General features: G+C 61.5%; 11 protein-coding genes. 5 read left to right on the top strand and 6 right to left on the bottom strand.

What is annotated here, in order from left to right; genetic code table 11:
- Window positions 1-65 precede the first annotated feature (65 nt).
- Window positions 66-2,582, bottom strand: a complete 2,517-nt coding sequence (hrpB, locus tag KGB27_RS17075; RefSeq protein ID WP_223555427.1) for an ATP-dependent helicase HrpB — start codon at window positions 2,580-2,582, stop codon at window positions 66-68.
- A 109-nt stretch (window positions 2,583-2,691) separates the two neighbouring features.
- Between hrpB and KGB27_RS17070 the strand changes: the two genes are divergently transcribed.
- A complete protein-coding gene (locus tag KGB27_RS17070) occupies window positions 2,692-3,111 on the top strand; it encodes a hypothetical protein (protein WP_008035153.1) in 420 nt (139 codons plus the stop codon).
- Window positions 3,112-3,140: 29 nt separating this feature from the next.
- The gene (locus tag KGB27_RS17065) at window positions 3,141-4,049 is read left to right on the top strand and encodes a cation diffusion facilitator family transporter (RefSeq protein WP_223555425.1); all 909 of its coding nucleotides are present in this window, start codon (window positions 3,141-3,143) and stop codon (window positions 4,047-4,049) included.
- On the opposite strand, the gene KGB27_RS17060 is transcribed toward KGB27_RS17065, so the two are convergent.
- Entirely contained in the window at window positions 4,034-5,062 is a 1,029-nt protein-coding gene (locus KGB27_RS17060) for a DUF6515 family protein (RefSeq protein WP_223555423.1), read from the bottom strand. The two genes, KGB27_RS17065 and KGB27_RS17060, sit on opposite strands and share 16 nt — an antisense overlap.
- A gap of 435 nt (window positions 5,063-5,497) precedes the next feature.
- On the opposite strand from KGB27_RS17060, the gene KGB27_RS17055 reads away from it, so the two are divergent.
- Both KGB27_RS17055 and KGB27_RS17050 read left to right on the top strand, forming a co-directional pair.
- Complete coding sequence (locus KGB27_RS17055) at window positions 5,498-5,977, top strand: Lrp/AsnC family transcriptional regulator (RefSeq protein WP_007894448.1); 480 nt, start codon at window positions 5,498-5,500, stop codon at window positions 5,975-5,977.
- Window positions 5,978-6,166: 189 nt separating this feature from the next.
- The gene (locus KGB27_RS17050) at window positions 6,167-6,376 is read left to right on the top strand and encodes a DUF2788 domain-containing protein (RefSeq protein WP_007937369.1); all 210 of its coding nucleotides are present in this window, start codon (window positions 6,167-6,169) and stop codon (window positions 6,374-6,376) included.
- Here KGB27_RS17050 and KGB27_RS17045 read toward each other — a convergent pair.
- The 4 genes from KGB27_RS17045 to KGB27_RS17030 all read right to left on the bottom strand — a co-directional run bounded on the left by KGB27_RS17045 (window position 6,371) and on the right by KGB27_RS17030 (window position 12,869).
- Window positions 6,371-7,006: a pseudouridine synthase gene (locus tag KGB27_RS17045; protein ID WP_008035145.1), complete on the bottom strand. Its 636-nt coding sequence runs from the start codon at window positions 7,004-7,006 to the stop codon at window positions 6,371-6,373. The genes KGB27_RS17050 and KGB27_RS17045 overlap by 6 nt on opposite strands.
- A gap of 75 nt (window positions 7,007-7,081) precedes the next feature.
- A complete protein-coding gene (gene amn / locus KGB27_RS17040) occupies window positions 7,082-8,581 on the bottom strand; it encodes an AMP nucleosidase (protein ID WP_177318196.1) in 1,500 nt (499 codons plus the stop codon).
- Window positions 8,582-8,764: 183 nt separating this feature from the next.
- Entirely contained in the window at window positions 8,765-10,411 is a 1,647-nt protein-coding gene (locus KGB27_RS17035; protein ID WP_223555420.1) for an acyl-CoA dehydrogenase family protein, read from the bottom strand.
- A gap of 73 nt (window positions 10,412-10,484) precedes the next feature.
- Complete coding sequence (locus KGB27_RS17030) at window positions 10,485-12,869, bottom strand: hybrid sensor histidine kinase/response regulator (RefSeq protein ID WP_223555418.1); 2,385 nt, start codon at window positions 12,867-12,869, stop codon at window positions 10,485-10,487.
- Between the two features lie 314 nt (window positions 12,870-13,183).
- Between KGB27_RS17030 and KGB27_RS17025 the strand changes: the two genes are divergently transcribed.
- The gene (locus KGB27_RS17025; protein ID WP_008044566.1) at window positions 13,184-13,981 is read left to right on the top strand and encodes a hydroxymethylpyrimidine/phosphomethylpyrimidine kinase; all 798 of its coding nucleotides are present in this window, start codon (window positions 13,184-13,186) and stop codon (window positions 13,979-13,981) included.
- Window positions 13,982-13,999: the final 18 nt, after the last annotated feature.

Here is a 13,999-nt window from a genome sequence, read left to right as displayed (position 1 = left end):
GCCGCTGATTTATTGACTGGACGGACGCCATCGCCAGCAAGCCGGCTCCTACAGTGGGGGGCACCTCACTTCCGGGGTTTGATTCGTGCGGTCGCTTCGGCCACCAACGGATCATCCGGCCAATAATGCTTCGGATACCGCCCCTTCAGATCCTTTTTCACCTCGGCATAGGTGCTGCGCCAGAAGTTCGCCAGGTCCTGTGTCACCTGCACCGGCCGCCGCGCCGGGGACAACAGATGCAACTTCACCACCTGCCGCCCGCCAGCGATGCGCGGGGTTTCGGCCAAACCGAACAACTCCTGCAACCGCACCGCCAGAATCGGCGGCTGCTCGCTGTAATCCAGACGAATCGACGACCCCGACGGCACGCTCAAATGATGCGGTGCCAGCTCATCGAGCCGTTGCGGCAGCGGCCACGGCAATAGGTTATGAACAATGCTTGAGAGATCCAGATTGGCAAAATGACTGAGCCGCGAAACCTTCCCCAGATACGGCATCAACCAGTGCTCAAGGCTTTTGAGCAGCGCAGCATCACTGACATCCGGCCACTCACTCTGATCCTTGCTGGCCATGTCCAACTGCCGCAACAACGCCACCCGCGCCTGCCACTGACGCAACTCCGGCGTCCACGGCAACAGCTCCAGCCCCTTGCGCCGCACCAGATTCACCAGCGCCTGACTGCGCGCGGTTTCATCGAGCCCGGTCAACGGTTCACGGCTTAGGATCAACTCGCCAACCTTGCGCTGACGCTCGGCGCGTAACACGCCTTCGCGCTCGTCCCAATCCAGCTGATCGACCACCCGCACCTGTTCGGCGAGCACCGAATCGAACAACGCCGGATCGAAATCCGCCGCCAGATAAATCCGTTCCTCACGCTGCCCCTGACGGCTGCCGAGATCGGCGATTACCAGCCACGGTTGTTTCATCAAACTGTCGGCTTCGGCGAATAACGCCGCGCGACCGTTGGCCAGGCGATATTCCGCACCACCCGCTCGACGTTGCTGCGCGACACGGTCGGGATAGGCCAGCGCCAGCAAGGCGCCGAGCCAGCGCGGGTGCTCCGGATCGCTGACCGGCTCCGACGCCTTGCCACGCAGATAACCACGGTATTGACGCGCCAGTTGCCGCGCTCGCTGAACACCGCCCTGAGCACCGCGTGCGGCACGCTCTTCGCCGGACAACAGCACCAGTCGACTGTGCAGATCGGCGCCGGCACCGCGCAAGATATCCCGCTCGCCGAGCAACGCCGCAACATCGCACGCCATGTCCGCCAAGCCCAGCGCCTGACCGCGCAGCAGCAAATGGGCGATGCGCGGATGCGCCGGCAATTCGGCCATGGCCTGACCGTGGCGGGTCAGCGACTCACCGTCCAGTGCGCCAAGGCGATCAAGCAAGTCCTGAGCCTGGGCATACGCGGCGGCGGGCGGCACGTCGAGCCACACCAGTTGCGTCGGTGTCACGCCCCAGCGGCCAAGCTGCAACGCCAGACCGGCAAGGTCCGCCGAAAGAATTTCCGCACTGGCATACGCCGCCAGTTGCTCGTGTTGATCCTGCGACCACAAGCGATAACACACGCCCGGCTCCAGCCGACCTGCCCGCCCCGCACGTTGCGTGGCGCTGGCGCGAGAGATGCGCTGCGTGTCGAGGCGGGTCATGCCGCTGCCCGGATCGAAGCGCGGCACTCGTGCCAACCCGGCATCGATCACCACACGCACGCCGTCGATGGTCAGGCTGGTTTCGGCGATGTTGGTCGCCAGCACCACTTTGCGTTTGCCCGCCGGGGCTGGATCAATCGCGGCACGTTGCGCGGCGAGGTCCAGTTCACCGTGCAACGGGCAGAGCAACACCTGCGTGTTTTCGCCCAGCGCATCGGCCAGTTGTTGATGCACCCGGCGGATTTCCGCTTGTCCCGGCAGGAACACCAGGAGGCTGCCGGTTTCATCGTTCAAGGCTTCGAGGATGGTTTGCACCAGGCGCGGTTCGATGAATTCACCGGGCTGGAACTGTCGGCCCCAGCGCATCGCCACCGGGTACATGCGCCCTTCACTGCGCAGGATCGGCGCGTCATCGAGCAACCCGGCCAGGCGTTCGCCTTCAAGGGTGGCCGACATCAAAAGAATTTTCAGCGGTTGATCATCGCGGAACAGTTCCCGGCCATTCAGGCTGAGGGCCAAGGCCAGATCGGCATCAAGGCTGCGTTCATGAAATTCGTCGAAGATCAGCAAGCCCACGCCTTCCAGCGCCGGATCATCCTGCAAGCGCCGGGTGAGGATGCCTTCGGTGACCACTTCAATCCGCGTCCGGGGCCCGACTTTGCTGTCCAGCCGAATGCGATAACCGACGGTTTCACCGACCTTCTCGCCCAGCTCACTGGCCAAGCGCTCCGCCGCCGCACGTGCAGCCAACCGACGCGGTTCGAGCATCAGAATGGTCTGCCCGGCCAGCCATGGCTCGTTGAGCAGGGCCAATGGAACACGGGTGGTTTTACCGGCACCGGGCGGTGCTTCGAGCACGGCTTCGTGGCGTGTCGCCAAGGCTTCACGCAGGGCGGGTAAAACTTCATCAATCGGCAAAGAAATCATGCTGGCTCCCAAACAGAGGGCCGAGTATAACGGCGAACTGCTCGGCGTTTATCAGGGTCCTAATTCATAGAGACGCCCTTTCGTTTTGAAATTACCCAGGAGATTTCATATGCGTGTTCCCTTTCGCCTGATTGGCGGTGTATTGGTTGCCACCTTGCTGACCCAGGTAACCGCTTGCGGCTCGATCTTCTACCCTGATCGCCGCGGGCAGATCGAAGGCAAGATTGACCCGGCCATCGCCGCGCTGGATGCCGTGGGCCTGCTGTTCTACATCATCCCCGGCCTGATCGCGTTTGCCGTGGACTTCGCCACCGGCGCGATCTACTACGCACCGGGCGAGACCGCGCAGGTGGCACCGGAAAAACTCAAGGAAGCGATCGGTGCCGACGGCAAGGTCGATACCCACAAATTGCAGACTATTCTTGAAACCGAACTGGGCCGCAGCTTCCCGCTGGACGATCCACGTTTGATTCAACACAAGGGCAGCACTCAGCAACTGGCCTTGCTCGGCCTGCAACCTGCCGCGTAATCCGTGCACATAAAGGAATAGCCGCACTTATGATTTCCAGCTCCGAACACGCCCGCCTGCTGCGGCTGGCGACCCGTGCCTCGGTGGCGGTGGCGTGCACGTTGATCGTCGCCAAAGCCATCGCGTGGTGGTTGAGCGGTTCGGTGAGCATGCTCGCCGGGTTGACCGACTCGGCCCTCGACGGTATCGCCTCGCTGCTCAACCTGCTGGCAGTGCATCACGCCTTGCGCCCCGCCGATGAAGATCACCGTTACGGGCACGGCAAGGCCGAATCGCTGGCGGGCATGGCGCAGGCGTTGTTCATTGGTGGCAGTGCGGTGCTGATTGCGTTGCAGGCGTTTGATCGGCTCAAGCATCCGGAACCGGTGGGTGCTCCGTGGATCAGCATCGGCGTGATCGTGTTTTCCCTGGCGCTGACATTGGTCCTGCTGATGTTGCAGCATCGGGTCGTCAAGGCCACCGGCTCCAACGCGGTGCGCGCCGATTCCCTGCATTACCGTTCGGACTTGCTGCTCAATGGCAGCATTCTGGTTGCGCTGGTGCTGGCCGGGGTTGGCTGGCATCAGATGGACGCGTGGTTTGGATTAGGGATCGCCGCCTACATCTTCTGGAGCGCCATTCAAATCGCCCGGGAAAGTTTTAAGGTGCTGATGGACGAGGAGCTGCCGCCAGACGTCAGCCAACACATGCTCGAACTGGCCTGCAGCGTACCGGGGGTGTTGGGCGCGCATGACCTGCGCACACGGGTTTCCGGCAACCAGTGGTTCGTGCAATTGCACCTGGAATTGCCGGGGGAGCTGACCCTGTCAGTCGCTCACGGCATCAGCGATCAGGCGGCCGATGCAATTCACGCGGCGTACCCGCGAGCCGAGGTGCTGGTGCACGCCGACCCGCAGGAAGTGGTGAAGGCCGCCAGGGCAAATCAGAAACTCACCTGATACCCGCGACTGCTCAGGCAGTTGCCCTGGGCCTGGCGGTAGGCTTGCACCACCGACGGATCCGGCTGGTAGGTGGCCGTGCGCGGATCGAAGCCACTCTGCTGCACTGCGTATTGATAACACTCGTAGCCGTCCTGATTGACCTGCTGTGGCGACTGCCCGTTGGCGGGATACGCCACCACGTCATAGCCATTGCCGGTCGGTTGCGGTTGCACGGGCGGCTCGACCACCACGTAATCCTGAGTGCTTTCCTGATAGGCGTAGTACGAGCCCGCCGCCAGGAACAACAGCGCGCCACCGATCCACACTTCACGGGCGTAATCAGGCAGGTAGCTGACGCGAATCCCGCGCGGCGGCTGCACCACGACATAACGCGGGCCGAGCGGGCGATACCAGTAGCCGCCGGAGAAGAAATAATCCTGCCCACGATACGGCACGCGATAGTCGCGGTCCGGGAAGCGGTCGATCACATGCCCGGGACGGTACTGCGGGCCTGGCCCCCAACCGTTACCGTGGCCATTCGGACGACCGGCCCAATGATGATCGTCGGGACGTGAACCCGGCCCGACGGTCTGCCATTGCTGGTTGTAACCATTGTTTCGCGGGATGTCCTGATAGTAACCACGTTGCGGCTGCTGGGTCTGGCGCACGGTGTCGGGCCGGCCCTGGATCGGCAAGTCGTTGGCCGGCAATTGCGGCGGCGGCGGTGGTGGCCGGACGGGACTGTTGAAGTCGCGCGGCGGGTTGTCTCGCGGCTGATTGTTTTGCCACTGCCCGCCATTGCGCGACTGGCCGTTGTTCTCGAACTGACGACTGTTGTCGCCACGAATGATGTCGTTGTTTTGCGGACGCGGCTGATTGTTGCCGCCACGGCCCTGATTGTTGCCCTGATGACCGTCACCGCGTTGTCCATTGTCGGAACCCCGGTTCTGCGGCTCATCGGCCAGCGATTGCGCAGTGACACTGACACACAGCAAACCAACACCGGCCAAACGCCAGATGCGCGACTTCATGCTTTTCCTCACTGCGGGTTAGGGCCTGTACGTAAGACTGGGAAAGCACAGGCCGGTTCTGCAACAGGTTATCAGTCGCGCAACTTATTTATTGAGGGCGGGTGAAAAATTGCGGGCAAAAGAAAAGGGAGACCCGTCGGCCTCCCTTTGAGAACTTCGTCCGTGCTCGACGCTTATGACGTCGGCTCACCTCACGCCGTCTTCTGGACAGTGTGCAGCTCGGGGGCCGGCACATCCCCGGTGGGGGTGGCGGCCGCGACTGGCCTGATTGGGCGAGCCGCTGTGGACTGTTTGTCCGAGCAGTGATTCTGGTGATAAGAATAGGCCTGGGGCGCCGGCAGAGGATTGCGAAGATTGCTCAAATAAACATGACTTGCGCAATTTTTAACCCTGGATAGATAATCTGCCGCAATCGATATGACAAAGGCCTGATTGATGAGCAAACTCGACCGATACGACCTGAGCATTTTGGCGGAATTGCAGCGCGACGCGCGCATCTCCAACCAGGAGCTGGCCGAACGCATCGGCCTGTCACCTTCACCGTGCTCGCGCCGGGTCAAGCAACTGGAAGACGACGGCTACATCACCCGCCAGGTGGCCCTGCTGGATCGCAAAATGCTTGGCCTGAGCCTGACTGCTTACGTGCTGATCGGCATGGACCGGCATACGCCGGAGCGATTCGAGAACTTCGAAGCGGCGATTCGCACCTTGCCGCAAGTGCTTGAATGCAGCCTGGTGACGGGGATGGATGCGGACTATCAGCTCAAGGTGGTGGTGCCGGACATGGATCACTATCAGAAATTGCTGCTGGGGCACCTGACAAGGATTGAAGGGGTGACGAGTGTGCGGTCGAGTTTTGTGTTGAATCAGGTGCTCAACAGCACCGAACTGCCGCTGACTCATCTGCGTAGCTGAGGACGCCTTCGCGGGCAAGCCTCGCTCCTACAGGTTTTGCGCGAGCCTTTGTAGGAGCGAGGCTTGCTCGCGAAGGGGCCGGAACAGGCGACGAATAGCTGCGACACGCTGCCGCAGGTCAATGCCGCACCAATCCCCCATGCCGTATACTCCAGCGCCTTTTAGCCCCGCCCCCGCTGGAGATGTCCGATGGATCCTGCAGTATTCGAAGAGTGGATGATGACCGGACTGGTCAGCATTCTGATCATTTTCATGGGTTTCATCGTCTGGGATCTGGCAAAGAAATCCAAGGCCGGGCGCTTTGGCTCGTTCATCCTGTTCTTCGTGCTCGGTCTGGGCGTGGCCGCGTTCGTGATCAAGAGCGTGGTGATCGGCCTGATCGAATCCGGCACGTTATAAGCGCGCCGGCACTTCTTTCCACTGGCCCTGATCGAGCCCTTCGATCGACCAGTCGCCGATCCTGACCCGCACCAGCCGCAACGTCGGCAAGCCGACTGCGGCGGTCATGCGCCGGACCTGACGGTTACGCCCCTCGCGAATCACCAGTTCCAGCCAACTGGTCGGCACGCTTTTGCGAAAGCGCACCGGCGGATTGCGGGGCCACAGTTGCGGCTCATCCAGTTGCCGCGCTTGCGCGGGCAAGGTCATGCCGTCATTCAGCTCGACGCCATCACGCAAACGCTGTAACTGCTCGGCACTCGGCTCGCCCTCCACTTGCACCCAATACGTCTTGGCCAGTTTGTGCTTGGGGTCGGCAATCCGCGCCTGGAGCTGGCCGTCGTTGGTCAGCAGCAACAACCCTTCGCTGTCACGATCCAGACGGCCTGCCGGGTAAATCCCGGGAATCTCGATGAAATCCTTGAGCGTCGCCCGCCCTTCACCGTCACTGAATTGCGTCAGCACATCGAACGGTTTGTTGAACAGGATCAGCTTCGGCTCGGCCGGCGGCGCTTTGGCGACACGGCGCGGGGCTGATGACGGGGTGTTCGCGCCAGGGCGGCGAGAAACGGGACGTTGGGGACGGGACATGGCGAAGAGAACATCTAACGGTCAGGGCTGCTAATGCTAGTGCCCTGACCGCCAAATGACCATGACAACTCTCAATCAGCGGAACGGCGGCTCGTCGAAGCTGCGCAGTTTGCGCGAGTGCAATGAGTTGAGTTCGGTGCGCAACAAGTCCACCGCCTCGATACCGATCTTCAAGTGCTGGCTGACCGCGCGCTCATAAAAGGCGTTGGCCGAACCCGGCAGCTTGATTTCGCTGTGCAGCGGTTTGTCCGAGACGCAAAGCAATGTGCCGTACGGCACCCGCAAGCGATAACCTTGCGCGGCGATGGTGCCGCTTTCCATGTCCACCGCCACGGCGCGGGACAGGTTGATCAGCGGACGTTCCTGGGCCCAGCGCAATTCCCAGTTACGGTCGTCGTAAGTCAGCACGGTGCCGGTGCGCAGGCGTTTCTTCAGCTCGTCACCCTTTTCGCCAGTGATGTTGGCCGCCGCTTGCTGCAACGCCATCTGCACTTCGGCCAGGGCCGGAATCGGAATGTTCGGCGGCACGACCCGGTCGAGAATCCCGTCGCGGCGCATGTAGGCGTGAGCCAGCACGTAATCGCCAATGGTCTGCGACTGACGCAGACCGCCGCAGTGACCGATCATCAGCCAGCAATGCGGACGCAATACCGCCAAATGGTCGGTGATGTTCTTGGCGTTGGACGGGCCGACGCCGATGTTCACCAGGGTCACGCCATGACCGTCGCTGGCGATCAGGTGATAGGCCGGCATTTGATAGCGATGCCAGACCACGCCGGCCGCAATCGCCGACGCTTCGCCGTGATCCATGCTCTTTTCGATGATCACGTTGCCCGGTAGCACCATGCGCACGAAACGCGGATCGCTGCGCAACTGCTCGAGGCCATGAACAATGAACTGGTCAACGTAGCGGTGGTAGTTGGTCAGCAGAATCCACGGCTGCACATGGCGCCAGTCGCTGCCGGTGTAATGCACGAGGCGGCGCAGGGAGAAATCCACCCGCGCGGCGTCGAACAGGGCCAGCGGCAGCGGATCGGTGTTTTCCCAATCGTACAAACCGTCAGCGATACCATCGGTGGCGGCGGACAGGTCGGTACTCGGGAACACCCGCGCCAGCACGGCCGCGGTGACGCCGGAGCCGGCCAGTTCATCGCCCTGCTCGACCACGTACGGATAAGGGATGTTCTGCTGGCTGATGCCGACTTCCACGGTCACGGTGAAGTCGTGCATCAACGGCACGAGCTGTTCCAGCAAGTATTTACGGAAAGCCGCCGGATGGGTGACGGTGACGCTGTAGGTCCCCGGCAGCTGCACCTTGGCGTAGGCGCGGGTGGTTTGCGGGACTTCGCCCTGGCAGTGGTAGGTCAGACGCAGTTCAGGATAACGAAACATCGCACGCTGTTCGGCGTCCGGTTCAACTCGATCCTTGAGGTAACGCTTGAGCGCCTGGCTCAGCGCGGTGGTTGCGCGATTGTGCAAGTGAGCAAGCCGGTCCACGGCTTGCTCGGCGGTTTGAACGATAATAAAAGCTTCGGTCACGATCAGCATCCTGTGTTCTGACTTGCAGGCCTTCATCTTGCCTGCATCGTCGCTTCACGGGAACAGTGGTGGCTACACAAATGCCAAGTCCACAGTAGATCCAATGTGGGAGCGAGACCGGCTTGCCGGCGATGACGGTGTGTCAGTCAATGAATAAGTTGACTGCCAGTCCGCTATCGCCGGCAAGCCGGTCTCGCTCCCACAGGGGGTTTGTGTTGGTTATAGATGCGGGGTCGAGCGGGCGACGATCGCTTCGACATCCAGCCCACGCGGCAAAGCACCGTATACGCGACCAGCGTCGCCAAGTCGGCTGGCGATGAACGCATCGCTGACCGCCGAATTGCCGGCCTCCAGCAACAACTTGGCTTGCAGCCCCAACGCAATGTCCTCTGTGAGCTGCCGCGCACGATACTGAATGTCGCCGGTGTCCTTGAACGCCGCCTGCAACTGGCTGATGTGTGCGGCCAGCCGTTTGTCGCCGTGACCATCGCCCAACTCGCTGAACAGCACATCCAGCACACCCGGTTCTTTCGACAGCGCCCGCAACACATCCAGGCATTGCACGTTGCCGGAACCTTCCCACGTTGAATTGACCGGTGCCTCGCGGTACAAGCGCGGCAGGATGCTGTCTTCGACATACCCGGCACCGCCCATGCATTCGGCGGCTTCGTTGATCATCGCGGGCGCGCGCTTGCAGATCCAGTACTTGCCCACGGCGGTCACCAGCCTGGCGAATTTGGCTTCGTGCCCGTCATCCAGATGATCCAGCGCCTTGCCCATGCGCAGGCTCAACGCCAACGCGGCTTCGCTCTCCAAGGCCAGATCGGCGAGGACGTTCTGCATCAACGGTTGTTCGCTGAGCAGCTTGCCGCCGACGCTGCGATGGGCGCAGTGATGACTGGCCTGGGTCAGCGCCTGACGCATCAAGGCGCTGGAACCGACCATACAATCGAAGCGGGTCATGGCAACCATTTCGATGATGGTCGGAACGCCGCGCCCCTCTTCTCCGACCATCCACGCCAGCGCACCGCGAAACTCGACTTCGCTGGAGGCGTTGGAGCAATTGCCGAGTTTGTTTTTCAGGCGCTGGATGTAGAACTGATTGCGCGTGTCGTCGGGGCGATGGCGTGGCAACAGGAAGCAGGTCAAACCTTTGTCGGTCTGGGCCAGCGTGAGGAAGGCATCGCACATCGGCGCAGAACAGAACCATTTGTGGCCGACCAGTTCGTAGGCCTGGCCCGGTCCGCTGGCACCCACCGGATACGCCTTGGTGGTGTTGGCCCGCACATCGGTGCCGCCCTGTTTCTCGGTCATCGCCATGCCAATGGTGACACCGGCCTTGTGGGCCATGCCGACATTGCGCGGATCGTATTCGGTGGCGAGGATTTTCGGCAGCCACTGCTTGGCCAGGTCCGCTTGCAAGCGCATCGCCGGCACACTGGCGAAGGTCATGGTCAATGGGCAACCGCTGCCGGCTTCAGCCTGGCTGTGCAGGTAGGTCATGGAAGCGCGGGCGACATGGGCGCCGTCCTGTGGATGCGCCCAGGGCAGCGAGGTCAACCCGTGCTCGATCGCCGTGCGCATCAGCTCGTGATACGCCGGGTGAAATTCCACCAGATCGATGCGATGACCGTAGCGGTCGTGGCTGCTGAACACCGGTTTGTTCTGGTTGGCCAGGAACCCCGCTTCCATCAGCGGCCCGCCGGCCAGCGCGCCGTAAGCGTCGATCCGCGACTCGGCCCAACCGGCCCCGAAACGCTGCGACCACTCCTGCAAAGGCAGATCGATGCGATACAGGTTGGCGCCGTCCAGCGACGGCGGCTGGTTGGTGACTTCATGGGTTTCGGCGAACTGATGCAGGTTCATGACGGGGCTCCTTTGGTCAGCCAAGGAGTTCAGTTAAGCACTGCCCCGAGGCCGAACAAAGTGGCATATCCGCCTAACTGTCGGCGCTTTCGCCTTGTTTTGGACAAAGCACCCGTCGATACAACGCGGCCTGCAAATCTTCGAATTTCACCGGTTTGCTCAGGTAATCGATCAAGGCACCGGTTGGGCAGCGCTCCCGATCAGCACTCAAGGCAATCATGAACACCGGCAATTCGGCACACCCCGGCAAGTCCCGGATCTGGCAGCAGACAGACTCCCCGTCGAGGGGCGGTAGCTGACAATCGAGGAGTACAGCGTCGAAGGTTTCACGCTGCAGGACTTCCAGTGCGGCCACCCCGTTGTCCGCCGTACGGACCCGAAACCCGAGCTTGAGCAACATGCCACGCATCACCAATTGATTGATGCTGTTGTCGTCCACCAGCAGCACCGTGCAGTCCTGAGGCAGGCGCAGGCGCGGGAACTCCCGGGTCATCAATGGCGTTGTCACGCGCTCGACCACCGGCAATTCAAACTCGACGTCAAGCTGGAAGCGGCTGCCGCGACCTGGCTCGGAGCGGTGCGTGAGGTTCCCGCCGAGCAGGTCGACCAGTTGTCGACAGATCGCCAGGCCGACACCAAGGCCGCCATATTCACGGGTCATCGAGCCGTCGAGCTGGAAGAACCGCTGATACAGCGTCGCCTCGCCCAGATCGGTGAAACCGATGCCGGTGTCGATCACCGCAAAGGACAATGCCAGCTTGCCGGGCTCCGCGTTTTTACCCGAGACCCGCAGCGCCACCCCGCCCACTCGCGTGAACTTGATCGCGTTATCCAGCAGGCATTCCAGGCATTGCGCCAACTTGACGTTATCGCCGTACAAGCGGTCCGGCAGGCCCGGTGTCACCTCGACCTTGAAGTCCAGCGACTTGCCCGACGCGTTGCCTTCGAACTGCACGCGCAAGGTATCGACCACGCTGCGCAAACTGAAGGTGGACGCCGAAGCCTTGAGCTTGCCGGCCTGCAATTCGGTCAGGGTAAGAATGCCGTTGACCATGCGCATCATGTCGCGCGCCGAACCGGCGGCCGTTTGCTGGTATTGCTCCAGCTCCGGGTCCATCTCGACGGTTTGCATCAATTCCAGCGAACCGATCACGCCGTTCATGGGGGTGCGCAATTCGTGGGTCAGCGTGGCGAGGAATTCATCCTTGAGCTTGTTACTGTGCGCCAGTTGCTGGTTGAGCACTTCAAGCTTCTGCCCTGCATCGAACAAGGTTTGCGCCTGTTGCTCGCGCATGGCGTTGATGCGGTCGGCCAGGGCCAGGGACAGCAGCGCCACTTCAATCGCCGAACCGATCTGGCTGGAATACATGGTCAGGAATACGTTCGGCAGGTAACCCAGCACCATCATCGTATTGATGATGCCGCCGAGCAAAAACGCCGACCAGGCGATGATGAAATAGCGCGCCACCCGCAAGCCGCGCCACCAGGCGAAAAACCCTGCGGCGAAAATCACCACGGTGAACGACAGGGCCAGCGTCGTCGCCAGGCGCAGGGCCAGGGCGTAACTGGTCATCAATGACAACCCGACGACTACCGCACTGAACGCAATCAACGCCAGCAGCAGGCGATCGAGCCAGCGGCTGAGGGTCGCCGTTTGCAGGAAGCTGCGGGCGAACTGGCTGCCGAACAGCCCTGCGCAACCAATGAAGAACGGCGTCGCGGCGTTGGCCCACCACGGGTTGTCTGGCCAGAAATACTCTACGGCCGCGCCATTCACCGACAGCTGATACAGGCCGAACGAGGCAATATAAAAGATGTAATAGAGGTAGCTGGTGTCGCGCACGCTGAGGTAGATGAACAGGTTGTAGACCAGCATCCCCAGCAATACGCCGTAAATCATGCCCAACACATAAAGCCGCACCGGCTGTTCTTCAAGAAACGCGGTGCTCGACCACAACGTGACCGGCGCCTGGATCGACCCTTCGCTTTGCAGGCGCAAGTACACGGTTTGCGTTTGGTCGGGCGTGAAGTTCAGATCGAACAGGTAGTTGTTCTGGCGAATCTCGCGGCTGCTGAACGGCAAGGCATCGCCGGTCTGACGGGCCAATTGATAGCCACCGCCGGCATCAGGCAAATACAGATCAAGGTGATCGAGGGGCGGATAGGCCAGTTCCAGCAGCCACGTCCGCTGTGCAGCGGGATTGGTCGGGCGGTAATGCAGGTCGATTTTCAGCCAGAATACCGAACGCGAGTAACCGGCGTTGAGCGTGGCCTTGTCATGGGGCTTGAAGTGTCCGGCAGCGGCTTGCGCGCGGATATCGGCAATGCTCGCCTGACCATCGGCGTCTTCGAACACTTGCAGGGTTCGGCCCAAGGGCAGGCTTTGAGTGAACTCATCGAACTCGACTGCGCTTGCCATGAGGGGCAAGCAAAACAGCAACATCAGCAAATAGCGCATTTAAGCCCCAGCGTGGCCTGTCCGGTTATCTCAGGAAGCCCCTCATTCCTTTTGAGTAGACGTAAAACCGGCATTACCTGTTATTGGTTTGGATCCACTCTAGCATAGCCGTTGATGGCCATTGAACACCATTGAAATTTTTCTTGAAAAGGCTCTAGCACGGGCGTTCCAGCGAAGCATATCGAGCCATTACTGTTTGCTCGGTCAGATTATGACAATCCCGGAGGGCTGCATTGCCAGCCCATGACTCTCTATCGGCAGACCTGGCGGGCACTGCACCCGAAAATCGATGTTTGGTGGTAAGCTCGCGCACCATGAATATCTACAGCTCTCGCCCCGTTGTCCTCTGTCTCTCCGGCCACGACCCAAGTGGTGGCGCCGGCTTGCAGGCAGATATCGAAGCCCTGCTTGCCCAGGGATGTCATGCGGCTCCGGCCGTCACCGCCCTGACCGTGCAAGACACGGTCAACGTCACGGATTTCCGCGTCCTCGACCGTGAGTGGGTGCTGGCTCAGGCCAACGCCGTGCTCAACGACTCCGAAGTCGCCGCCGTCAAGCTGGGCATGCTCGGTTCCCTGGAGATGGTCGACACCGTCGTCGAACTGCTTCAGGCGCACCCGCATTTGCCGATGGTCTGCGACCCGGTGCTGCGCGCCGGCGGCGGCGGACGACTGGGCAAGGACGAAGTCGGCTACGCCATGCGCGAACGCCTGCTGCCCCTGGCTATCATCGCCACCCCTAACCTTCCCGAAGCCCGCATCCTCGCTGAACTGCCAGAAGGCACCGCCGACGAGTGCGCTGAAAAACTCCTGCCGTTCGTCAAACACCTGCTGATCACCGGCGGCCACGGTGATGAACACGAAATACACAATCGCCTGTACAGCCGCGACGGTCTGCGCGAAACCTATACCTGCCAGCGCTTGCCCGGCAGTTACCACGGTTCGGGTTGCACATTGGCGAGCGCCCTCGCCGGTCGTCTGGCCCAGGGTGAAAACCTCATCAGTGCCGTGCAGAGCGCGCTTAACTACACGTGGCGCACCCTGCGCGATGCCGAGCAGTTGGGCAAAGGCCAGTTCGTGCCGCGCCGTCTGCCACTGGATTTCTGTTCGTAACGCCATGAGGCATGCCCG

The sequence above is a fragment of the Pseudomonas sp. BF-R-01 genome (genome assembly GCF_019946615.1).
GTDB classification, from domain to species: domain Bacteria; phylum Pseudomonadota; class Gammaproteobacteria; order Pseudomonadales; family Pseudomonadaceae; genus Aquipseudomonas; species Aquipseudomonas migulae.
Note: the sequence above shows the minus strand (reverse complement) of the source record. Positions and strands in the feature narration are given on the sequence as shown.